Annotated in this window: 27 protein-coding genes; 4 read left to right on the forward strand and 23 right to left on the reverse strand. The window is 47.2% G+C overall.

What is annotated here, in order from left to right:
• Window positions 1-72 precede the first annotated feature (72 nt).
• Window positions 73-882 carry a helix-turn-helix domain-containing protein gene (locus I8J30_RS10355; RefSeq protein ID WP_210657934.1) on the forward strand — a complete coding sequence of 270 codons (810 nt, stop codon included), beginning with the start codon at window positions 73-75 and terminating at the stop codon, window positions 880-882.
• 97 nt (window positions 883-979) lie between these two features.
• Here I8J30_RS10355 and I8J30_RS10360 read toward each other — a convergent pair whose 3' ends face one another.
• Both I8J30_RS10360 and I8J30_RS10365 read right to left on the reverse strand, forming a co-directional pair.
• The gene (locus I8J30_RS10360; protein WP_210657936.1) at window positions 980-1498 is read right to left on the reverse strand and encodes a hypothetical protein; all 519 of its coding nucleotides are present in this window, start codon (window positions 1496-1498) and stop codon (window positions 980-982) included.
• A gap of 38 nt (window positions 1499-1536) precedes the next feature.
• On the reverse strand, window positions 1537-2025 hold the full coding sequence (locus I8J30_RS10365) for a DUF6376 family protein (protein WP_210657938.1): 489 nt from the start codon (window positions 2023-2025) through the stop codon (window positions 1537-1539).
• Between the two features lie 158 nt (window positions 2026-2183).
• Between I8J30_RS10365 and I8J30_RS10370 the strand changes: the two genes are divergently transcribed.
• Entirely contained in the window at window positions 2184-2591 is a 408-nt protein-coding gene (locus tag I8J30_RS10370) for a DUF6999 family protein (RefSeq protein ID WP_210657940.1), read from the forward strand.
• A gap of 68 nt (window positions 2592-2659) precedes the next feature.
• On the opposite strand, the gene ppsA is transcribed toward I8J30_RS10370, so the two are convergent.
• The 5 genes from ppsA to I8J30_RS10395 form a co-directional block, all read right to left on the reverse strand.
• Window positions 2660-5254, reverse strand: a complete 2595-nt coding sequence (ppsA, locus tag I8J30_RS10375) for a phosphoenolpyruvate synthase (protein WP_210657942.1) — start codon at window positions 5252-5254, stop codon at window positions 2660-2662.
• Between the two features lie 223 nt (window positions 5255-5477).
• Window positions 5478-6155 (reverse strand): ABC transporter ATP-binding protein, encoded by a 678-nt coding sequence (locus tag I8J30_RS10380; RefSeq protein WP_210657944.1) that lies wholly within the window; start codon window positions 6153-6155, stop codon window positions 5478-5480.
• The gene (locus I8J30_RS10385) at window positions 6152-7279 is read right to left on the reverse strand and encodes an ABC transporter permease (protein WP_210657945.1); all 1128 of its coding nucleotides are present in this window, start codon (window positions 7277-7279) and stop codon (window positions 6152-6154) included. The genes I8J30_RS10380 and I8J30_RS10385 overlap by 4 nt, the downstream gene beginning before the upstream one ends.
• Before the next feature lie 65 nt (window positions 7280-7344).
• Entirely contained in the window at window positions 7345-8724 is a 1380-nt protein-coding gene (locus I8J30_RS10390; RefSeq protein WP_210657947.1) for a sensor histidine kinase, read from the reverse strand.
• Window positions 8721-9404 (reverse strand): response regulator transcription factor, encoded by a 684-nt coding sequence (locus I8J30_RS10395; RefSeq protein ID WP_210658517.1) that lies wholly within the window; start codon window positions 9402-9404, stop codon window positions 8721-8723. The genes I8J30_RS10390 and I8J30_RS10395 overlap by 4 nt, the downstream gene beginning before the upstream one ends.
• Window positions 9405-9536: 132 nt before the next feature.
• Between I8J30_RS10395 and I8J30_RS10400 the strand changes: the two genes are divergently transcribed.
• Window positions 9537-10607, forward strand: a complete 1071-nt coding sequence (locus tag I8J30_RS10400; RefSeq protein ID WP_240548017.1) for a lactonase family protein — start codon at window positions 9537-9539, stop codon at window positions 10605-10607.
• Window positions 10608-11200: 593 nt separating this feature from the next.
• Here the strand turns inward: I8J30_RS10400 and rpiA are convergent.
• Both rpiA and I8J30_RS10410 read right to left on the reverse strand, forming a co-directional pair.
• Complete coding sequence (rpiA, locus tag I8J30_RS10405) at window positions 11201-11863, reverse strand: ribose-5-phosphate isomerase RpiA (protein ID WP_210657951.1); 663 nt, start codon at window positions 11861-11863, stop codon at window positions 11201-11203.
• A gap of 11 nt (window positions 11864-11874) precedes the next feature.
• A complete protein-coding gene (locus I8J30_RS10410) occupies window positions 11875-12360 on the reverse strand; it encodes a GNAT family N-acetyltransferase (protein WP_210657952.1) in 486 nt (161 codons plus the stop codon).
• A 611-nt stretch (window positions 12361-12971) separates the two neighbouring features.
• Between I8J30_RS10410 and I8J30_RS10415 the strand changes: the two genes are divergently transcribed.
• Window positions 12972-13739 carry a hypothetical protein gene (locus tag I8J30_RS10415; RefSeq protein ID WP_210657954.1) on the forward strand — a complete coding sequence of 256 codons (768 nt, stop codon included), beginning with the start codon at window positions 12972-12974 and terminating at the stop codon, window positions 13737-13739.
• A 79-nt stretch (window positions 13740-13818) separates the two neighbouring features.
• On the opposite strand, the gene I8J30_RS10420 is transcribed toward I8J30_RS10415, so the two are convergent.
• The 14 genes from I8J30_RS10420 to I8J30_RS10485 form a co-directional block, all read right to left on the reverse strand.
• Window positions 13819-14154: a thioredoxin domain-containing protein gene (locus tag I8J30_RS10420; protein WP_210657956.1), complete on the reverse strand. Its 336-nt coding sequence runs from the start codon at window positions 14152-14154 to the stop codon at window positions 13819-13821.
• A 77-nt stretch (window positions 14155-14231) separates the two neighbouring features.
• Complete coding sequence (locus I8J30_RS10425; RefSeq protein ID WP_210657958.1) at window positions 14232-14660, reverse strand: organic hydroperoxide resistance protein; 429 nt, start codon at window positions 14658-14660, stop codon at window positions 14232-14234.
• A 60-nt stretch (window positions 14661-14720) separates the two neighbouring features.
• Window positions 14721-15149, reverse strand: coding sequence for an organic hydroperoxide resistance protein (locus I8J30_RS10430; RefSeq protein WP_210657960.1), 429 nt, complete (start codon window positions 15147-15149; stop codon window positions 14721-14723).
• Window positions 15150-15261: 112 nt separating this feature from the next.
• Window positions 15262-15849 (reverse strand): TetR/AcrR family transcriptional regulator, encoded by a 588-nt coding sequence (locus I8J30_RS10435; RefSeq protein ID WP_210657962.1) that lies wholly within the window; start codon window positions 15847-15849, stop codon window positions 15262-15264.
• A gap of 148 nt (window positions 15850-15997) precedes the next feature.
• Window positions 15998-17080: a polysaccharide pyruvyl transferase family protein gene (locus tag I8J30_RS10440; RefSeq protein ID WP_210657964.1), complete on the reverse strand. Its 1083-nt coding sequence runs from the start codon at window positions 17078-17080 to the stop codon at window positions 15998-16000.
• Between the two features lie 28 nt (window positions 17081-17108).
• Window positions 17109-18236: a glycosyltransferase gene (locus I8J30_RS10445; protein ID WP_210657965.1), complete on the reverse strand. Its 1128-nt coding sequence runs from the start codon at window positions 18234-18236 to the stop codon at window positions 17109-17111.
• Window positions 18226-18957: a glycosyltransferase family 2 protein gene (locus tag I8J30_RS10450; protein ID WP_210657967.1), complete on the reverse strand. Its 732-nt coding sequence runs from the start codon at window positions 18955-18957 to the stop codon at window positions 18226-18228. The genes I8J30_RS10445 and I8J30_RS10450 overlap by 11 nt, the downstream gene beginning before the upstream one ends.
• A gap of 29 nt (window positions 18958-18986) precedes the next feature.
• Window positions 18987-19181: a hypothetical protein gene (locus I8J30_RS10455; protein WP_240548018.1), complete on the reverse strand. Its 195-nt coding sequence runs from the start codon at window positions 19179-19181 to the stop codon at window positions 18987-18989.
• A complete protein-coding gene (locus I8J30_RS10460) occupies window positions 19178-19582 on the reverse strand; it encodes a hypothetical protein (RefSeq protein ID WP_210657968.1) in 405 nt (134 codons plus the stop codon). Before I8J30_RS10460 ends, I8J30_RS10455 begins: the two co-directional genes overlap by 4 nt.
• A gap of 210 nt (window positions 19583-19792) precedes the next feature.
• Window positions 19793-20449: a GNAT family N-acetyltransferase gene (locus tag I8J30_RS10465; RefSeq protein WP_210657970.1), complete on the reverse strand. Its 657-nt coding sequence runs from the start codon at window positions 20447-20449 to the stop codon at window positions 19793-19795.
• Between the two features lie 96 nt (window positions 20450-20545).
• Complete coding sequence (locus I8J30_RS10470; protein ID WP_420831220.1) at window positions 20546-21229, reverse strand: DUF7002 family protein; 684 nt, start codon at window positions 21227-21229, stop codon at window positions 20546-20548.
• A 12-nt stretch (window positions 21230-21241) separates the two neighbouring features.
• Entirely contained in the window at window positions 21242-22141 is a 900-nt protein-coding gene (locus I8J30_RS10475; RefSeq protein ID WP_210657974.1) for a hypothetical protein, read from the reverse strand.
• 42 nt (window positions 22142-22183) lie between these two features.
• A complete protein-coding gene (locus tag I8J30_RS10480) occupies window positions 22184-22408 on the reverse strand; it encodes a hypothetical protein (RefSeq protein WP_210657976.1) in 225 nt (74 codons plus the stop codon).
• Between the two features lie 27 nt (window positions 22409-22435).
• A complete protein-coding gene (locus tag I8J30_RS10485; protein WP_210657978.1) occupies window positions 22436-23419 on the reverse strand; it encodes an SLAC1 anion channel family protein in 984 nt (327 codons plus the stop codon).
• Between the last annotated feature and the right edge of the window lie 97 nt (window positions 23420-23516).

A 23516-nucleotide genomic window follows, 5' to 3' on the forward strand; every position in this document is an offset into this window, starting at 1 on the left:
TCAAATAACATGCATTGTATTGCGATAATTGATATACTTTATTTCACTAGGACAACTGAGGTGAAAGCTCGGATGAAGATCGATCATTATGCAAAGTTGGTCTCGCACGTTTATTGGGAACGCAAGGAACGGTTTGCTCTCGACCGTGATATTTATCCATGCTGGACGATGTTCGCTGCGCAAGACGGCAAATTCATTTATTCGATAGATGACCATGAAGGGGAAGCAGGCTTCGGTGACTTGGTGATCTGTCCGCCGAATACTTGGTTTCACCGACGAACGGTCAGCCCGCTTAGCTTCCATTTTCTCCATTTCAATTGGGAAGCGGAATCCGGTGCGGATCCGAAGACGGAGTCGGAATTCGGGGAGAAATTTCATCTTATCGGGAAACTTCGCATTGCTGATGAAGAAAGACTGCTGTCCGATTTCCGTTATTTGAAACAACTGGCACCTGAACGGGATCAAGCAGCTCATGCGAATAAGCAGCATTTATTAAACGACCTGCTGTTGCTGTTAACGTTCGAGCAGGGAAATGATCTGAGTTCCGGCCATGCAGATATCCCACATGAGTTGCAGCAGGCTCATCAGTTCATGTCGGCCCACGCCTACGCACCTCTAAACATGCGGAGCTTGGCGCATTCGCTGAAGCTTTCACCTGTTCAGCTGACCCGCCGGTTCCGCTGCGCATATGGCGTTACGCCGTCTGAATTCGTAACGGAGCTTCGGCTCTCCCGGGCATGCCGGCTGCTTGAGGAAACCGAACTCAGCATCGACAAAATCGCATCCCGGTGCGGGTACGAGAACGGGTTTTATTTAAGTCGTGTTTTTCGGCAAAAGCGCGGCATGACCCCTTCCTATTACCGAAAAACACATCGGGTGTAGGTCAGATGGAAAGTTTCATTTGCACATCAAAAACCCAAAAAGCGCCAACCGCCATCCAAATTGATTGGAAAGCGGTTGGCGCTTCTCTCAAGAACCGTCAGATTCTATAGCAAGTTTCCCCATTATGATAAAACGTCTTCAAGGTACAATTCCAATTCATCATATAGGAGCGGATGGACTGGATCTCGCTCTCGCGGAAGGCAAACAACAAAAAATGCTTCAACAGGAAATGAAAAATCAACGTAAAAAAAGCTTTCACTTCGGCGTCGGTCGTTAATTCTCCTCGCTCTAACGCAAGGTCGTATATCTCTACGACCCCAACCGGCGGAATCTGATCCCAATAATCGAAGTGATGATCTTCTATATCATCCACGACGCTTTGCTCCATGGACGTAAGCATCGGCGAGTTTTCCTGCTTCAAATCACTTAGGCTAAACTTTAATGCCAGGCCTACGTCGTCGCACTCAACTACGATATTGGCGTGGTTTGCATTACGACCTTGACGGACGGTTATTCGCTGGTTGTCAACGCAACGCTTGAATTCTTCTCCGGCATCCTCCCAGGCCTTCAATAGAAACGCTTTTTCTTCCAAAAATAAGTAAACTCTTGTTGCCATATCCGTCTCCTCTATCATTTGGACCTCAGAATTTTCGCTTATCGTAACAGCTTTAAGTATTTTTCAGCTTCCTTAAATTCAGGTGAATTTTTCATTTGTTCATACAAGGCTTGGAACTCTTCCGGATTAAAGGTGCCGTTGTCGATCTGCTTGATGTATTCATCGATCTTTTGGTTGGCCTCATCGGAATGCGCAGCGAGCTGTTCGTGAATGTTCTTCAACTTCGCCGGCGGCTCCGTCTCCGTAAGTTTCTTCAATTCTTGTTTTACCGTTACAAGTTCTTTCTTAATTTCTTTTTCCGCTGAGTTATCGTTTGCGGCATTCGCATCTGTTGCGTTCTTCTGATTTTCTTTTGCCTTCTGAATCAATGCCGGCATCTTCTCATTCACCGCACTGACAGTCGATACGGTTTCTTTGGTTTGCTTGGCGAATTCAACCGTTCCCAATATCGTGTCTTTAAAATATAAGAATGTTCCGCCCAGAATAACCACAAGAACACCTAATACGATAAGTAATTTTCGAAACATTCCCTTACCTCCAAAATAGTCCGTATTTTACTTTGACGCATTAAACAACAAAAAGGTTTCAATCGTTAGCTTTAAGACTTCGCAGAGCGACTTTATCGACCGACTTCTGATGAGGATATAAATTCTAATTATTGGGAAGCAGTCAGAGGAGGCTTACGATGAATTCGGTATATATCACAAGCACCCCGGGCGTTCAAGTCGAGATGAACCCGCTTGAGCCGACGAACCTTAAGGAAGTAGAGAATGACCTATCTCTCAATCACGACCTCAATCTTTATAATTTTGTTATCATCCTGAACCGGGAAACGCGGGAGAAAAACATAGAGGTTACCAAACAAGAAAAATTGAACTTTAACGCCATCACAACCGAGACCATTCCCATCGAAGAAATGCCGAATCGGCGGACTAACTTGCTTGATCTCACCACCGCAATTGAATGCTTTACGCCCATCTATCAGTTTTTCTTGACGGATAATGATTTCTGGAGAGCCACGAATTCGCTGCAATTGGATGAAACCATCGGCATTCTTGCTTCCAAGGAGCTTAAAAACAAACAGAACGCTTAGGCCAAATTAAAAGGGAGGCCGCAAAGCCTCCCTCTCTTTGGAGATCTCCGCTCGAGGCCGGTTTCTCCTTACAATATCTCGATATACCCCTCTGTCCCATGGACGCGAATTCGCTGCCCATTCTTGATAAGCTTGGTGGCATTCTCAACCCCAACAACGGCCGGTATGCCATATTCACGCGCAATCACGGCTCCGTGGGTCATCAGTCCCCCAACTTCGGTGACCAGTCCTTTGATCGAAACAAATAATGGCGTCCATCCGGGATCAGTGAAGGGGGTAACTAAGATATCCCCTTCCTCCAGATCCGCATCTTCCATCCGTAAAATAACACGCGCTCTTCCCTCAATCACTCCCGCGGCAACAGGCAAACCCGGAATAGCATGAGCCGGTAGATTTTCGCGGTCGTATTGGCCAACAATGATTTCACCGTCGGACGTAATCACACGCGGAGGCGTTAATTTGACATACACGTTGTATTCGTCTTTTCGTTTGCCGATGATCCGATTATCCGCTATATTCGTGCGAACGACATCTCGAAGTTCTTCGAAAGTAAGATAGAATATATCTTCCTTATTATGAATGATGCCTTCTTCAACGAGTCTTTCAGCTTCCCTCATTAAGGCCTGCTTATAGACGAAGTAACGACTGACCATGCCATATTTCGGATATTCCCGATAACCGATGTAAGCACGAATGATGTTGATCATGTGTTTCGTTTCTTCAGCTTTCTGTTCGCCATCCGGTAAATGCTTCAATCGCTCTAATAGCTCTTGTTCTTTCTCTACAGCTTCCTGCCGGCCTTGCTCAAATTTCCGAATGCCTTCATAGGGCTCAAATTGTTTGATGTTCCCCAGAAGCATCGGGACAAGCATAAGCGGCTTTTCACTCCAACGCGCTTTGGTCACATCGATTTCCCCGGCGCATCGCATCCCATATTTGGCGAGATAAGCCCGGATTGCTTCCAGCGTCTCTCGTCCGCCTTCGAACTGAACGAGTTCATCCAATTGGCGATCCTCTCTAATCCGCTGTAGAAATGCGATGACTTCCGGAAAAGGACGAATCACGTCTGCGACATCCAGCAGCGCCAGCCCCATTTCCGAGGTAATGTTGTTAGGTACGGATTGAGAGAGCGTATCGGCCGCGTTTTTCTCGCCTAACCATTCGTTCATGTTGTCATTGATCCATGATGAAGCATTCATTGCCGACATAAACACTTGCGTACTTTGAGGGTCAAACAGGATCCTCTTTAATTCTTGAAGATCCTCTACGATATAATCCATGACATCCGATCCGGATTTCAGTTGAATGTTTTGCTTTAACTCTTCCAGCGAAGCTTGATTGCGCGAGATCAAATCTGTAACTATTGTCGGATCCACTTCTATCTGCGGTGGTGTATTCGGTATGACGCTGTTAGGACTTGGTGCTTTGCCCTCACCGGGTACCGACTTAATAAAATCTCCTCGATCTATGACGGACTTGAGTGCGTCTGTGACGAGCGGATCGGATTTACTCCATGTGTTTATAATCATTTCTCTGCTGGCCGGTGATGCCAACATCGGCGTAACATCCACAAACAACCTTCCACCGGCAGTTCGCATTGGCGCTCGAGTCGTTAACAAGTAAAACGACAATCCCAGCGGTTTCATGGCATCGGTCATCATTTGCTGATGGCCAACCGATAAGTAGACGTGATTGTCTTGATCTTTCGCTTCGGGAATTGGATATAACGTCGTGATCGGACGAGTTTGGACGATATAAAAGGCGTCTTCGGCCAAACACCATTCCATATCTTGCGGGCTGCCAAAATAAGCTTCGATCTGTCTTCCAATGCTCGCAAGTCGTAAAATCTGTTGTTCCGTAAGCGTTTGCGCTGTTTGCTGCTCAGGATTGAGCTGTCTTGTCTCGGTTCCGCCTTCTTGCAGTCCATAGATCGCCAGTTTCTTGGTTGCAATCCGCTTATTGATGATCTTCCCTTCCTGCACCTGATAATTATCAGCAGATACCAGACCGGAGACCAACGCTTCCCCAAGTCCAAACCCGGCATCGATGGATAGCAGCTTACGATTGGAAGAAATCGGATCGGCGGTGAACAGAATTCCCGAGGCTTCCGGGAAAACCATTCTTTGAACAATTACGGCCAGATGAACCTGGCTGTGATCAAACCCATTTTGCACCCGATAAATGACCGCGCGATCTGTAAATAAGGAAGCCCAACATTTGCTGATATGCTTGAAAATGGCGTCTTTCCCGATGATATTTAAATAGGTATCCTGTTGACCTGCAAAGGAGGCATGAGGTAAATCTTCCGCTGTCGCACTTGAACGCACCGCATAAGCATGTTCATCACCAAGCTGTTCCAGAAAATGATTAACCGCATGAACAACACCGGAAGGCAGCTCTATTTCCATAATGGTTTTTCTAATCTCGCCGCTGATTTCACCGATTTGATTCCGATCTTCTGCCTTCAGTCCGGATAGTCGATTCACTAATGCTTGATAGGTTTTATGGTGATCGGTGGCTTGCCGAAATCCAACGGTCGTAACGCAAAATCCGGCCGGCACTTGCAATCCATTGATTTTGGAGAGCTCTCCTAAATGCAATCCTTTACCGCCAACGAGTGAAAGCTGCGATTCGTCCATTTCCTGAAATCCGAGAACCAACATTCCAAATCTCTCCTTCACCAACAATTTGAGAAATTCCATTTGACAGAAATCCGCCGTCATGTTACGATTAAATTGTAAGATAAACTAACTATGTCTATTTGACACAAGACAGTCGTACATCGATTGTATCATCGTGTCTGCATATAAGCAAGATGAAGAACCTGAGTATCGTACTCAGGTTCTTTTTTTTGATTTATTCATAGTGAGCAACCATCAGCTTATCTTATTGTTCAATGAGAGAACCGTTCTCTAAATAAAGAATACGGTCGCACAGCGGCAGAATGCGTTCATCGTGCGTAACCATGACAGCGCTCTTTCCCAGCTCTCTCGCTTCTCCGGCTAACATTCGCACGACGTCCAATCCTCGTGTCGCATCCAGACTCGCAGTCGGCTCGTCCGCGAGCAAAACAGCCGGATCGTTCATGAGGGCTCTTGCGATGGCAACACGCTGGCGTTCGCCTCCTGATAACTTGCCCGGATAAGCATCGCTGCGATGATCCAAGCCCAGCCTCCGAAGGATCTCATCCGTTCGCCTAGCACCGATCCTTTTATCCATCCCACTTAACTTAGCAACAAGGATCAGTTGTTCTTTCACCTTTAAATAAGGAATCAAATTGGCACTTTGAAAGATAAATCCCAGCTTATGAAGCCGTACGTCGGCCAACTCTTGCTTATCTAATCGGTTAATTGCTTCCCCGTCAACCAGAACATCGCCGCTTGTAGGCTTTAGAAGTGCGCCGGCGATCGACAGGAACGTGCTCTTGCCGGATCCGGAGGGTCCCATAATCGCAACCAGCTCCCCTTCCGACACTTGCAGATTTAGCGTATTCAGGATCGTTCGCTGTCGGCCGCCGTCCTCGAAGGTATGCGTAATATTCTTGAGCACTAATCGGTGACTCATGCGGCAGACCTCCCAATCGCGTTTAAAGCGTCTATTCGAGTCACTTTCCAAACGGAGAGCAATGATCCGGCAAGTGACATCGCAATAAATGCCCCACTGGTCAGCGCCACCGATGAGCTATGAAGTTGGAACGGCATACCACTGGGCAATATCGCTTCTACCACGCGGACAATCAGCACACTTACAATCAGGCTGCCTGTCGACAAGAGCAAGATTTGAATGGCAATAATTCGGATGAGGTACGACGAGCGAGTTCCGATTGCTTTAAGGATGCCAAATTGACTGCTTTTCTGGATCGTGATGACATAGAAAAACACAGCCAAAACAAAAGAAGATATGATGAATAAGAATATAATCATCATTAACAGCGAACCTTGCTCCTCCTTGTATCCCGGTATAGCAGAAACCGCGTCTGCCTTCGTGACGATTTGGGCATCCGGCAGCAACGTTGCAAGCTGCTCGGATTGCTTCTTGTTTACCTTCACCGCAATCGCATTGTAGAGCGTTTCGCTCGCTGCCTCTTCCGCTCCGGTGCGCGGCGCCGACTTCACCTGAAACTGTTGGTAATCGTGCTCGCTGAGAATAACCGCAGGCGTATGACTGAATGATTCATGGCGGACAAATCCGCCGACTGTCCATTTCAAGCCTGAAGCTTGATCGACAATAACAGAACCGAGGCGAATTCCCGAATCCTTTAGTTTGCGATCAACAAGCACTCTTCCGGTCCCTTGCGATGAAATGGTTCTTCCCTCAACTACATTTGGCATCAGCCAGCCAGCCGGTCTCAAACCAAGAAGCGTCACATCCGTCTTGTGATTAGTCCCCTCCGCTGTCACGGTTGTCATTCTGAGCGAAAGCGGCTGAACATTCTCGTGTCCCGCAATTGAACCTGCCTCGATCAGCGATTGTTTATTTAATAACGAACGGGTGAATCGATGGTTCGCATCCTTCTCCATAATAAAGTGGGAAGCATCCATCTTCTGGATGGATGCTGCGTTGTCGAAGGCGAGCCCTTGTGCAAGTCCGGTAACGAACAGGACTAGAAACGCGATCAACAGCATAATACATGCAATCAGTGAATAACGGATTTTTGCGAATCTTAACTCTCGAATGGCCAGATACATTGTGTTCCCCTCCCCTGGATAACTCCAGTTTAGGAAGCGAAAATGAACGGCGCATGAATAACAAATTACATTTCAGGAAGTGTTACAGTAAACTGGGTGCCAGCTCCTACCTTGCTGTTCACTTCGATTTCACCTTTGTGTAGCTGCACGATCCTTTTCACAATGGCTAGTCCCAGACCGGTCCGTCCGGATGCGCGTTCTCGTGCGCGATCGACACGGTAGAACCGATCGAACAGATAAGGCAGATATTCAGGAGCAATCCCATCTCCGGTATCTGAAATAATAATGCTCGTGCGTGCATGTGCATGCTCTGCTCGAATTTCAATTCTTCGGCCGACCGGAATATGGTTTACGGCATTGCTCAATAAATTAGTCCATACCTGCAACAGCAGCACTTCATCGCCATAAATTGAAATCGATTCAGGAACGGACAATTTAAGAAACAGTTCCTTTTCCTCCAGTTGCCATTGCAGCACTTTCACGGCTTGACGGACGTGGCTGTTTAAAGAGAAATGCGTTCTGTTGAGCGCTTCTTCCCCATGCTCCAGCGTAGAGAGCAGCAGCAGCTGCTTGCTTAATAAGGAAAGATGGCGGCTTTCTGCTTCGATGATGGAGGCGTGCTGCTCACGTTCTTCTTTCGATAGATCATCTTGCGACAACACTTTGGCAAACCCTTGGATCGAGGTAAGCGGCGATTGGATCTCATGCGATACGTTCGATACAAACTGTTGTCGAGCCATATCCACGCGCTCCAGCTCCCTGCTCATCGTCATGAAATGCTCGGCTAGCTGACCGATTTCGTCACGTCTGCCGGAATTTAATCGGAGGTTGTAGTTTCCATGCGCGAGACGTTTTGTCGCATCGGTTAGCTTCGTAATCGGATTGACAATATAGCGAGTGCTAATCAAGAAAAATAACATACTGATGATGATGGTCAACAACCCTACAAGAGCGAAGAAGGTACGAAGTTCGCCGAACTGAAGCAGCACATCCGGCCTCATAAATAACGCATACTTCTTCCCCGATGATTGGACGGGTACGCCTACCGTATTGCTTAAGCGGTTTTCAAAGAACCCTGAGATGAACGGTTTATTCGGAAAATGTTCCACACCGTGATAGACGCCGCCGTCAAGGACTAACGCGATGTTTTGCTTATCGAGGTCCTGCTGACGGAAGCTCCTACCGTAAAAATGCGAATCGACTTGGCCATCGGTTATATAGATTTCATACCCCAGAGCGGCTGCGTGTTGAAGATAATCCTCCATTTGAATGGGCTCAGACTCTATAAACTGCTTCATTTGTTTGGCGATGGAAACAAGCTTCGCATCATTATAAGGTTTTAACTTGATATGATAGTACATGTTGGAAGCGAGGAAACCCAGTACACTACTGACGAAAATAACGGCTGCAGTTATAAAAAACACACGGTAGTAAAGAGACTTCATCGTTCGCTCACCACAATCTTGTAGCCGATCCCGCGAATGGTTTGGATGTTAAAGTCATCCGTGTAATCGGCAAAACGTTGTCTGAGCCGTTTGATATGTACATCTACCGTTCTGTCATCCCCTTCATAATCTGCCCCCCATACGAGACGGATCAGCTCATCACGAGAGAATAGCCGCCCGGGGTATTGTGCCAATTGCGCCAGCAGCTCGAATTCTTTCATCGGAAGCAGGAAAACCGATTGGCCGTCGGAAACTTCAACGTTTTTGCGGTCAATCGTAATGCGATGCATGCGGATGATATCATTCGATAACTTGTTATAACGGCGAAACAGCGCTTTAACCCGAAATAACAGCTCTTCGGGCTCAAATGGTTTCGTCACATAGTCGTCCGTCCCCTTGAGATAACCTTCTTTCTTATCGGACAGCTGATCTTTGGCCGTAAGCATAATAATCGGGATGTCGTAATGCTGCCTTATATGCTTGCACAGTTCAAATCCGTCCATATGCGGCATCATAACATCAATAATGGCAATATCTATCGGTGAATGCTCCATTACCTTTACGGCCTCTGCTCCGTCCTGCGCTTCAAGCACGCGAAATCCTTCACGGGTCATTACATATCGGACGAGCGCTCTAATATTAGGATCATCGTCTGCCAATAGCAGTTGGTTCATTGCAATAACCTCCATTTCCATATCGATGTAAGCATAGCATAAATAATTGAGCAAGCACCTAAGTGCCTTTTCCCGCGAACAATGGTAAAATGTCAGCTTAGAACGAATATTTTCCAAGACATGGAGGTGTCCTTGATTATGGCTTCGACATTTGCTTTTATCGGCTCCTATGCAAACGCGGACGAACCGGGTATCTACGCTTGCACCTATGACAAAGAAACCGGCGCTTTAACGTTGATCGGTCAAGCGGATGGCCTGCAGAATCCGACTTTCCTCGTTCCTAATGAGAAGAATCGGATGATTTATACGATCATGGAGGGAAAAGATACCGAAGGCCGAAAATGCGGTTCAGCAGCTGCATATCGCTTCGATGACGCTTCAGGCAACCTGCTTCGCTTGAACGAAGAGATCACGCTGCCCGCTACGACTTGCCATATTTCAATCGACGCGACACGTCGATTTGCCATGACGGCGAGCTATCACGGCGGTATGATCAGCCTTTCGCCGATTCTCGAGGATGGCCGTATTGGCCCGACCGTCGACATGCACCGGCATGAAGGTTCCAGCGTTCATCCGGCACAAACACAGGCCAGAGCCCACTCGGTTATCGTCGACAACGCAGGCCGATATGCGGTCGTATCCGATCTCGGCCTAGATACGTTGTTTGTCTATGAATTGGATTTGCCAAACCAACGCATGCTGCTGCGCAGTCAGCTATCCATCACTCCCGGATCGGGACCTCGTCATTTCGTCTTTCATCCGGAGCTGCCATTTGGCTACGGTATCAACGAATTGAACAGCACAATCACGGTATATGCTTACGATTCCGCTATAGGACGACTAAGTGTCGTGCAGACGATTTCCACGCTGCCGGAATCGTTTACCGGTGACAATGCTTGCGCGGACATCCATCTGTCGCCGGATGGAAAGTTCCTGTACGGCTCTAATCGGGGACATGATAGCCTTGCAGTCTACCGCGTCAATCCGACTGACGGGAGCATTGAGCCGATTGAGTATGCGCCGACGCTCGGCGGGCACCCGCGAAATTTCGCGCTGTCACCGGACGGACGGTTCGCGCTTGTCGCAAATCGCGATGGCAGCAATATCGTAACGTTCAGCCGCAATGCCGAATCGGGCAAGCTGCAGCCAACAGGCAGCGAGCTTCGCGTATCTAAGCCGGTCTGCATCCGTTTTGCTGAAGTAGACTAAGCGTTAGGTGAACAAAAAAGTTCTTGTCATTGGATAGTGACAAGAACTTTTATTGTTTTATGGGATCCTGACGGTTCTTCCATCTTATCCCTTACCCGTTTCATCCTTCAATCTTGTAAGGATCTTAGTTCCCATAGAAATATTTTATTTTATCTCTTTCCTTTCCTTAAACTGAATTTTATAATGTTTCGCAAGATAACGGCCTAATGAAACTCCTTTATTCTTATAGACAGCGTTCACGATAAGCTTGGATTTATCTTTCAAATAAAATATATAGCAGTCCTCTTGGTAAGACTTTCCTATTTTTAAATATATGTATCCTAACTTTTTCTCTGTAATTGCTTCAATCAATTGAATGTCATTCATATCGAATTCTTTAGAAAATAGGAATGATCTTTTTTTGAGCATTTTATCTTTATTGATCTTAAAAGACGAAGAGAAGCCATAGACCGAGTAGACAATCATTAATAGACATAAACATAGTGCAACGGGCTTATTTATTTGAAAAACGAAGATAAGAAATACTCCGATCAAACTCAGCCCAATCAGCATGGATTGAGTTCCTCGAAAGGTAAAAGTAGACCGCTCTTTTATCATAATTCAACGACTGATCCGTCGTTATAGCCAACAATCACTCGAGTAGCAAGCTTAATAAACAGACCATTATCAACCACCCCGGGGATCATATTGATCGTGGTATTCAGTTCGTGGGGTTGGATTATATGCTCAAAGTGACAATCCACAATATAATTCCCGTTATCCGTTAGGAAAGCTTGATCCTCGCTCATACGCAGCTGTGGAACACAACCAAGTTTACCCAACCTTTTCTGAGTTACCTCATTACCGAATTGCACAATCTCTACCGGCAGAGGAAATTTTCCCAGCTGATTTACTTTTTTACTTTCATCCACAATAATGATGAGCTCCTTACTCATTGAAGCTACGATCTTCTCGCGCAGCAGCGCTCCGCCGCCGCCTTTGATAAGATTCCAGCTATCGTCGACCTCGTCCGCTCCATCTATTGTCAGATCAATCGAATCGACTTCGGAAATCGATAGTACCGGAATGCCTAATTCTTTAGCTAGATTCTCCGAATGAACGGAAGTGGCTACTGCTTGAATGCTTAATCCCTCTTTGACATTCTTTCCTATCTTCTGAATGGCCCAGTAGGCTGTGGACCCCGTTCCTAATCCAACGATCATGCCGGCTCGTATGTACGCTGCCGCTTTTTCTGCCGCTATTCTTTTCGACTCCATAAGGGCCTCCATTAAGGTATGTTAATCCATTGAAGCTCCATTTTCCTACTCTTCGTGGTCATGCCAATGGAATGATAGAACATGATCGCATTTGGATTGTTCTCCGAAACCCCAAGTTCAATACTATCCACCTGCAGACTTCTTGCGAAATCGAAAACATAATGCATTAGCTTTTTTCCGATCCCCATTTTCCTTACTGCATCAGCGACACAAAGACTGTTTACAAGCAAGACCTTCCTCGCGTTAACAAATGAATTTTCAGCGATTTCTTCTTCCTTCAAAACAACCATGCCAACAATATCACTGCCGAACGCAGCTAAAAAAATATGCTGTTTATCATCCAGTAACAGACTCTTAAAGTATTCTTCTCCCACTGGAGTTGCGTTCTCTTTGTACAGGTCCGGTCGTTCCGAAACGTGCAGATCATGAACTTGCTGGAACAAAGGTACTAATGACTCATAATCGTCTCCATTTGCATCTCGGATCGAAATATCCATGATAGGCCACCTCGGTTAATTGTTTAACAGAGATCATACCACTTCTATACGTAAAAGTGAAAGCTTAGCCCACCGCCGCCGCTGTGTCGTTGTATTCAGCGAAATATTCGAATACGTTGTCGCCGCAGACACGCTGACCGGTAGTGCAAACAGTCCGCTAAATGCCAGAATGAAACTTAATATACCGTTAAAGAAGTTCTGGTTGTTCTCGTTGCTTACCTTCCCTCATTCAATCTTCTCCTAAATTCGAATGATTGGCATCAAAAAAGCAAACATGACAACGTTCTCAAAACAAATATCAATGCTCCCTCCTTCCGGATTGTTCGCAAGTTGTTCATCCAACTGCTCTATTTCATTTTTCTTCCAAGAGCCTTGTTCGGTCAACCCTTCAAAGTGCATCTTTTAACCTGGGGAACGGGACAATGACCATAGTAAACAGAATGGCTGCCTTAATAAGTCCACTGTTATTGTAAGTTGAACGGTGGATCCCAAATCCTAACAATCATAAAAACAAGGGGACTCTGAAACAATATAGGAGGCTTTAGAGGGCTGAAGCACGAAAGTCTGATGCTCTTGGGCTAAACCACGAATTCTAGGAGGACAACACTTTGATGAACCAATTCGGACAGCAGGGTTATAATGGGAACATGACCGGAATGAGCCAACACACGAACTCGTATCAACCTTCGGGGTATGTACAATCTCATTATCAAGATGCTTCCAGACAACCAGGCTCGATTTCCGCGCAATCCAACGTTGGACCGGTGATCTCCCAACTCGGATATTCGGCACAAAACAACGGATACGGCCAGTCTTCCTCCATGAACTCGTTCTCTGCAAACAACTACGCGCAGCCGGTGCTTTCCCATTTTGGCGGAAGCTCAAACTATTCCGGATCCCAACAACCGGTCATCTCGCACTTCGGCGGCTATCAAGCACATAGCGCACAGCACTCGCAGCCTTACCAAGCATCGAGCTATATGAACCAATCGCAGCCGGTGCTATCGCACTTCGGCGATAGCGCAAACTATTCCGGATCCCAACAACCGGTCATTTCGCACTTCGGCGGCTATCAAGCGAATAACGCACAGCAAGCGCAGCCCTACCAGACATCAACGAACTACATGAATCACTCGCAACCCGTAATATCTCACTTTGGAGGCTATCAAGCTCAAAACACGCAAAACCAGAGCGGCTACGGTATGAACGGAAGCAATGGTTATGGCGCAACACCGTATGCAAGCCAAAGCCATGCCAGCAATACGCCTGTGCTCGACAATGCCGGTTTCTCGAACCAAGGACCGGTTATATCTCGGCACGGATATTCGGCGAATCCGCAATCCTCGATGGGATACAGCAACAATCAGCACCAATTCTAAGCGAACTCAACAGATTAAGCGGAAATGAATAAAACGGCGGACCGATCCGGCCCGCCGTTTTATTATTAGAATGACTTTCTCATACACAAGAATCGCTCATAGTCGCATAGCTAACGATGTGCTGCCGCAAAACCTCTTTACTTTGCTGCCCAACCCATGTCTCCACTTTATAGCCATCTTTAAACAGCATAATCGTTGGAACGCTAGACACGCCGTATTCCGCTGCAAGCTCTTTTTCCTGATGGATATCAACTTTGGCCACGGCGGCTTGATATCGCACCTCTTGTGCCAGCTCCTCATCAATAGAGAGCTGTAGTTGACATGAGCTGTTTCCAGGCTCATAGAAGTCAACAAGTGTAATCCCGTAATCGATTTGTCCTCTAAAGGTATCTATGAATAAAGAATGAATCTCCATTTTGCTGCCTCCCCATGTTCAATATATACAGTTGAAAACCCCGCTTTCGACAAGCGGGGCCCTGAATAATCTAACGGTTAGCCAATCACATTCGAAATAACTTCGATATTGCCTTGCGTTGCTCTGGCATATGGGCAGACTTTATGGGCTTCTTCAACAATTTCCTTCGCCACATTAATATCTACACCTTTTACCGTGATGTCGAACTGGACCGCTAATACATAGCCGTCGTTCGCATCCTTGCCGAGTGTAACATTCGAGCTGATGGAGACACCTTCGGTTTTAATTCCTCTTTTTCTGGTAATAGTTCCCATTGCTCCTTCGAAGCAAGCAGCGAACCCTGCAGCGAACAACTGCTCGGGATTCACGCCGTTACCGGGGCCGCCTAGTTCCTTGGGATATCTCAAGTCCAAGTTAAGATTGCCGTCGCTGGAAACCGCCTTACCTTCTCTTCCACCCTCAACAGTTACATTAGCCGTGTACAATTTCTTTTCAATAGTTATCATCGTAACATCTCCTTTTTGACTGGTTTATTTTTTACGGTTTGTGCGCTGCTTATCCAACTCTTATCCAACAATATTCGTAATGACTTCAATATTGCCGCGCGTTGCTTTGGCGTAAGGGCAAACTTGATGGGCTTCTTCGACGATTTCGCGGGCCATGTCCGTATCGACGCCTTTGATGGAGATGTCGAATTGAACGGCAAGACCATAACCCTCGCTCGCGTCCTTGCCAAGCGAAACGATTGAACGGATGGAGATGCCTTCTGCTTTAATATTCTTTTTTCGAAGGATCGTATTCATCGCGCCTTCGAAGCAGGCGGCGAATCCTGCAGCGAACAATTGCTCCGGATTAGCTCCATTTCCGGGGCCGCCCAGTTCCTTCGGATATCTCAAATCCAAGTTCAGATTGCCATCGTCCGAAACCGCTTTGCCTTCTCTTCCACCTTGAACATGTACCGTAGCCGTGTATAATTTCTTTTCCAATTTAACCATTAGTCTCATTCTCCTTTAGGATGATAAATTTTTATATCAATTCTTGACCGATCGTTCAAAAAATGGGGTAAAAATGATCACGCTCATATGGAATCGTGATCTTGTGCACCTGTTAATCCAATACCGACATGTTGATGTCAACAATAGAGGTTAATTTAGCATTGTCCGAACTCGTCTTAATCATTACGCGAAGACCTGTTAAAGCATTATTATAAAAATGGGACAACCATCTGGCATTGTGCTCGCGTGAAATCTCGCCCGATTGCTGACCTTCCGCAATAATATCATGGATGAACTGTTCGATTGTGTCCCAGCCCAATTGCACCAAATCTCTGGATACCGCGTCCTGCTTGGCCAGCTCGACCGCAGTATTCACCATGAAACAGCCGCTAGGAACTTCTTCTTGCTTCTGAATGGCCATTTCAAGTATCATTCGGATGGCTTCCTTAGCGGAATGGGTCTCTGCCATACGGCTCTTAACCGGACGTTTGACGGATTGCTCAAACAATTCAACATATCGTTTCAATGCCCTGTTGTACAAAGCTTGTTTATCGCCAAACGTATCATACAGGCTGCCTTTATGAATTCCCATATGGGTGACGAGATCCTGCATAGATGTCTTCTCATAGCCTTGATCCCAAAATAGCAGCATGGCCTTTAGTAGAACTGCGTCTTCATCGAATTCTTTCGTCCTGGCCATCTTGTTGCTCCCTCCTTCTGAAGTAAATTTACTATATAAAGAACGATCGGTCAAGAATTATTTTTGAACGACCGTTCTTTTATTTAACATGCAGGTTCCAAATAAAAAAGAGACTGTCCACTTTCAAACCCCGGACAATCTCTTCCCGCTACAATAATCCTTCTCTAAACGGTGTTGCGAGCGATTGATAAGCAGACTGGCGTACCCGTTCAAGCTTACTGATATAGCCGTCCCGCCAAGCCGCTGCAGCTTGAACTTTCTCCGTCAGCCTCTCGGACAATCGCAGATCGTCCGTGGACACGATCCAATGGGCCAAGCCTAGTCCATGCATTAAATCGAAGCTTTTGAATCGGTAGCCCATGCAGACAAAAGGAACATTCGCAGCCGCCGATAACAAATTGGCATGCAGTTTGAGGTTAATCGTGGCTTCCAATCCGGTCAGCAGCCTCACATAATCCGCAGCAGCATAAACCTTGGCATCGAACGTAACCCGCTCATCATGGCCAAGCTTGCTGTACAGTCTCGATAATGCTTCTCTGTCCGGACCCCAAACCGAATACAGATGGAGTCTGTAGCCGAGCGCAAGCAAGGAACGGCATGTTTGAGCAAGCTTATCCTCCACTTGGATCTCGTTTCCACCGTAAATCCGGTTGTAAGAGGTACCCCAATTGATGCCGATCGTCCGATGATGTCCTTGAAAGCTTCCTACGCTCCCGGCTTGTTCCGATGCCGTTACTTGATTCAGCGCATTCATCAGCATCGCGGAATCCCCGCTAACCGTGATCTTATTTGACATCGCGCCAAGCGAATCGATGTAATCTTTCGTCCATGGCCCTCGGATTCCGCAGTATGCACTTTGATCCATTACCGCTTTCAACCTCTCGCGATACCGCGCGTTCTCATCAGCCGGTTCAGGCTTCGGCTGTCCGTCCGGCGAAGGAATCCATTTATGAAGCCGATCGTGGCCGCTGCCCCAGATGACAGTAGTTTTCCCGAGCTCCAGCGCCTCATACACCAAATCGATATAGCCCGGGATAACCAGCGATCCGCCGCCAAGTACGATCGTATCGTACTCGCTTACTTTCTTCCATTCGACATGCGGAAGAGAAGGGATAACAAGGTGGTCTTCCTCCTTCAGATGAGTTTTAGCCATATCGCGGAACATTTCCCACATCCACTCATCTCCAAGGTTGTTGAAGCCAATCCATCCTAAATACAGCACTTTCCTCATACGTTCCATTCACTCCATCCCTATCAAGTCACCAAAGCAAGGAATTGTACAGCTGTTTCATCTGAAACGCCTTATCGAGGATTTGAAAATTAGCCCTCGCCCATGCCTGCCCTTGTCGGCCCATCTTCTCCAGCTTGTCAGTGGAAACGAGCAAGTCACGGATTGCTTCGCCGATTCGCTGTTCCGAGGGACGTTCCTTGGAATCATGATCACCAAAATAATAATGCCAAGCCTCGGCAAACACAGCTTCCTCTACGAAGCCAAAATAGCCGTGATTGCCAATAGCCAGCACAGGCTTGCCGCAAGCCATAGCCTCCAGAGCAACGCGTCCGGTTCCGACGACAAGATCGCCAAGATTGTAGTAATCGCGCATTTGCATTTGACTACCCACCAGTTGGACGAAAGAGGTGTTGCATTCGAGGTTTACCATCTCTGCCAATTCCGCAATTGCAGCTGCTTGATTACCTGAACCTGCAATGATGACATGCAAGGGCATAGCTTCGTTTAAGCGAAGCGTACGTGCGGCGCGAACGAGCATGCCGCATACCGCTGCCTTGTCCCATGCCAGACGAGATGCGTAAACCACTATTTTCTCGCCTTCCGGAATACGAAGACTTGCGCGCAATGCGGCTGATGATTCGGGTCGGTACTGGTCAAAATCAATTCCGTTCGCGATGAGCTGTGACGATATGCCCTGCCGTTCCAGATAAGCCTGAACCGGAAGACTAACGCAAACGAAGGTGCATCCGGCAGCCTTCATCAACTGGAGCTGATCCGGCGGATAATAAGCGCCATGCACCGTAAACACTACCGGGATGCCCAGTTTCCTTGCCGCTTGCGCTGCATATAGGCCGGAAGGTGTTTGATGAATGTGCACCAAATCAATTTTACGGCTGCGCATAATTTGCGTGAGGGCTTTCTCTGCCTGTTCTTGTTGCTCCGGATCCAATAACTGCTCCGCCTTCAGCTCCACGCGATGGATCGGGCACCCTGCACGTACAAAGGTTTCATACATTACGCCGGTTCCGCCCGCATATACAGGCATGACGCCAAGAGACGGAAAAGCCTTCACCAGGCTGAGCACATACGTTTCCGTGCCGCCAATAGCCAGGCTGTCCATCACCATAAGCAGGCGAATCCGACGATTAGGTCTCATAGTCATGCTCCGAATGCTGCGATTTGCCAAAATAATTGCGTGAACGCTGCAATTGATGCTTGCGGTAGTAATACAGCACCTCACGCATATTTTCCACGTTCTTAGCTCCGGGCTTAATCACTTTCGCTATGAACTCATAATCCTCGGCACCTTCAATGCGCCTTGTATGACCGCCGATTTCATCGAACACCTTTCCTCGTAACAGGGCAGTTCCATGGCAGATGCAATGACCGCCTTTGGCATAGACCTTGCCGATTTGCTCGCCATATTTCAGCCAAAATACAGGCATGCGCCGCTCCGGCTGCCCATCCTCGAACACCTCGTAATTCGTACCCAGCAAGTCGATTTGCGGATTATTTTTCATATATCGGACCTGCTTTGCAAGACGCTCCGGATGGGATAGATCATCTGCATCCTGGATGGCGATAAACTCCCCTTTGGCCAGATACATCCCTGCGGTTACGGCACCGGCGTAACCTATATTCCGCGGAAGCCGCAGCGTGCATATCCCCTTCCCTTCCCGTAATAAAGGCTCATTGTTGTTGAGCCAATTCATCACAAATTCGTAAGACCCGTCGGTGGATGCATCATCGATAATAATGAGCTCCCAATTCGAATAGGTCTGATTTAGCAGGCTCGTCAAGCAATCCGTCAAGTAAGGAACTTTATTGTAGACGGTGGTGACAATGCTGACGAGTCCCGGCATACGTTGAAAAGACACTTGCCTCTCCTCCCTTTATCTCCAAGTGGTTATAACAGCCGAATATAAGAAATAAAGCGCAGCTGAATAATTGCATAGCTGCCGCTCTCATAACCGAACAGCTCCGAAGTGCGGATCGTCACCGATACGGCATCTACCGACACAAGCGTCCCGCTGATCGTCTCCAAGGAGCTGGCGATTTGCACCTCCTTGTTCACGAGGGATTGCAGCTCTTCAATGATCATCGTTCCACCTGCTTTCCTACTAGTTGAAAGGTGACCAGCTGTTCCAAAGGAACCATTACGCTTGTCCCCCCATGCTCTCGTACGACCAGAAAATCGCCATCAACCTTCGCAATAGTCCCTTCGACAGTACCGGCCGGAGTTAACAGTTCGGCTGATTTGCCCGTGTACGGCTCAAACACTCTCCCCAGCTTGTTCAAGCTGGAGACGCCGACATTGCGCTGCTCTTCAAGTAGGACAGCAGCCATTTCCTCTCGAATCGCTTGACGAATTTCTGCTACGAGCGCTGACATATCGAGCACACCGGATTCCGCCGCGGCAGGCTGTGCTGCATGAGGCAGCAGCAGGCGAGCAAGACCATCAAAAAATTCTTTAATCTCTCTAACGTTTACGATAATTTTCATCGCTCCTCCATCCTCCTACTCCATGGAAACTTCTAATTTCCATCCTTACTAGGGTATACAGTTAAGAGGAAGAACGATTGAGTCATTTCACTAGTCATTCTTGAAATGTTTGATTGCCGATCCGAGACAAAAAGAACACCCGTCCGAATGGAGGGTGTTCTTCGAGAATACGATCGGCATTGCTTCATATGCACTATAATAGCCGTTTATTTAGAAGTCGAGACGCATTACAACGCGGCGCTTACTTGGCCTGGTCAGTTCACGGAAACCAGCTGCTTCGAAGACATTGCGACTGCCGACATGGAGCTCGCCCCATGTAATTTCTTTTCCGTGTGTGGTAATCATCCCATACCCCTCTACTGCACGAGCGCCTCTCTGCTTAGCGTACTCGACGGCTGCACGTGTCAGCTCGTAGGTGATTCCTCGTTTGCGGTAGCCTGTACGAACAATGAAGCAAGTAATCGCCCAAACGCCGTCGTCGTCCTTATCTTCATCTCGACCCGTCCAAGGCATTCGGCTGTTTATCAGGTTCGGGAAGGCGGTACGCGGCTCAATCGCACACCACCCTACCGGCTGCTGGTCGAGATAGGCGACGAGCCCACTGGTTGTCCCGGATTCCGGCTTCTCGCAGTCGGTCTGGATCCGGAGCAGATATGCACGTTCATCATCATCAACAAAGTTCCACTGGGAAGAAGGAATCTTAAACCGTTGGCAATAGCAGCGTACAGAGTGACATTTGACAGGGCCAAGCACAAGCTCCAAGTCTTCCCACGATGCTTCGTTTGCCGGTATTATGGTTATTCCTCTAACCTTTGTCGTCCGCGCATGGGCGGCTTCCGCCGGCATTTGACTTTCTGCTTCTTTCATCGTCAACAGCCACCACCTTCACGCTAGTAACTCCTACTAGGAAGACAATAGCATGTTTGATTTCGCTAATCTACTCGCAGAACGAGCTAACTTGACTCAATTCGTAAAATCGTTGAACGAGTGAGCATACTTCGCCCAGCTGCCCGTAATAGCCGACACGTCTTTACAATAAATAGCCTGTAAATATCGAGACAAATTTGTGACCTTATCTTCTACGAGAACCTCGCGGATCTCAGAAGGTTTGGTAGGAATATCGCTTTCCCGTAGGACCTCGAATTGGTCGACCGGAAGAAACATCCGCAAACTTTTCTTATAGGAGCAACGGTTAGGATAGCGAGGCGAGCTCCCCGAATCGTACTTCGACACCTTCACGGTGTCGTAGAAGTCATGAATGAGCGAATAGGCATCCATTTGAAGAACGGCAAAAGCCTCATCCGGCTCTCTTCTCGCGTACATCTCCAGCATTTTCAGACAATCTCTTTGCGTTGGCCAGAGGAATACATGCCGATCCAAGTAATGATAAAATTGATGCAGCGTTGTATGTGGATCCATCATTAGTTCTGATATTCGAAGATGAGCATTGGCGGTAAAAGTATGGCCTTGAAATTGAATTTCTCTTCTCGCTATCCTCCGTCCGTCAGACAAGCTTGGATCTGCTCCATTAGAAGAGTACAAAGCATCCAGGTGCGCGATCGATGGCAAATTTCGGACCCTCGTGAAATGATACAATGATTTCCTTCCGGAGCTGTTCGTTATTTTACGTACAATGGAGTCGTTCATCGCTTGATACCTCTAGTCCGTTCTTCTTCTGTACTGTCGATACGCCGCAGAAACACCCATCAACACGCCTGTAGTGACTAAGACGCCAACCGGGAATCCCCAAGACCCCCATGCCGGAACAATCAACGGCATCAATGATACACCAAACGCAACAGGTACAGGCACTTTGAACCCTTTACAAAGAATGAATGTGATAAGCACATTGATGATTCCGACCCAGATGATTGAGCCGTCGAGCAAGTGATATACGCCAACAGCGAGGGCAGCCGTTATCGTTAAAACCGCCAATCGCCGTGGAATCATTTTCCAAGTAAAATCCTTCGCATGAAACAGCTCGAAAATAAGCGCGAATACAGGCGGAACGACCAAAACTTCAAGCTTTGCGACAAATGCCAAGCCAATCCATAAGGCTAATAGCAGGGTTATGAGCAACGTATCCGTCTTCCTTCGGAACGCCACCGGCCCATTATTCGGCTTTTCCGGTTTTCTCTTTCTATAAGCAGCTAACATCACGACAAATGTGAAGACAGCAGTTGATATCGCAAACCTATAATCAGTAAGGCCTAGAAAGATCGGCAGTAATGCAGCAGGAATAGTAGGAGCGAAATGAACTCGAAACAGATGCATGAATATGACGATTACGATAAGGCCTAACCAGATTTTTACCAGAGGCGATAACGACAAATCATTCATCGAAGTACCCATAAAGGCACCCAAAGTTGGGGCAAGCCACAAGTGGAGCGGCTTCTTAATCCAGTGCGGCACCGAAAAAACCATGACCCCCATGGCCATCCCCGCAATTTCCGGAAAGAGAATATCCCTTTCTTGAAGCCATTCAGACCCAACCAGCATGAGAATTACTACTGCATAAGCGGAAACAAATTCTCTGGATTTCAGTAAATTCCAAGACATCTCTGTTCTTCTCCTCTCCGGTACCCGCTTATCGTCGATCCGTTAAGACCCGTTAGCCAGATCCATTTGCATTTCAGGAGGAGGCATCTGAATGAACGCCGCTCGTGTTCGAGAATGCGGCTTGCCGTTTATCCAGACGTAATTCTCGTCATACCCTTCTAATAATCCCCCGCCCGTGGTTTTCTTATCGATTATGACCATCACATAGTGACCGAAGAACATCGCATTATCATAATCGGCGTCAAATTGAAGTGTAGTCCACGGCAACGTCTTCCGTCCTTTCTCCTAGCGGGACTATCCTTTGAGCAGGTTCCCGCTAAATAACAGATTCATCGTTCGAATTAAGAAAACGAGCAACACAATGCTTAGAAACGCCAAAACAATCGCAGAAATGCCTGTTAACAGCCAGGAGTGAACGAATATCGCGTATTCCAACGCGGCATTGCTCAGAGCGGCAATCGGGAAACTAACCGCCCACCAAGACGCGCTGAACGGGTTGGACTTTCTAAACACTTTGAAGAATAAGACAATGAATAAGAACAGACCAAAGTAAAACAATATAGAGGCAAACGGATCGATCTTCTGTTGGAATTTCGTATACCCAAGAAACCCTACTTCAAACGGTGCGATCATAATAATCATGGAAGGCACCAGCCCTGCCGGCAGCGGAGCATGATGAATCAATCTGGATAAGATCAACGTCAGAAATAGCAAAGCTACAATTCCGCCGATCGCAAGCGACAACAGATTAATTTCATGCGCCCATGGGAAGGGCATCGTCCCGCCGGCAACCGCGATATCAATTGTTCCTACCCCGGGAATCAACCATGGCGGAACTACGTGACCTGGCTCGTGATTCCCATTTAATAAGCGTGTAACAATGACAAAGCAGAGCGCTAAGGTCAATATCGTTCCAATGATCCAAATGACTTGCCCTGCTGCTTGACTATAGAAACCAATAACGGAAGAGAGCAGCAATAGAGCTATCGTGATCGTTCCGAAGAAATTCCCGGTAATCGGATGCACGAATTCAGCTTTGACCTTATTCGGGTATAAGAGCCATTTCGAGAGATAACCTGCGCTTAACGCTACAAATATCAGAATTGCAAGAACGCCAATGCAATCCGCAATTACCGTCGAACTGCCGAATAGCTTACTTGCTTGTCTCCAAGCCAATGACAGACCTGAAATGCCCATAACTGACGCAAATAAACTAACAGGTAAAAATTGAACAGAACCGATGCCTTTTTGTTGCGGTACGTCAGTCATGGCGTGCATGAGTGATCATCACTTCCTTTGTTTGATGTCGACTAACTATCCTGTTGCCTCATTGTATGAGAATCATAATGATAGATCAATATCGTTGTTTCTATGA

Origin of the sequence: Paenibacillus lignilyticus, assembly GCF_017942085.1 — a bacterium.
Taxonomy (GTDB): domain Bacteria; phylum Bacillota; class Bacilli; order Paenibacillales; family Paenibacillaceae; genus Paenibacillus_Z; species Paenibacillus_Z lignilyticus.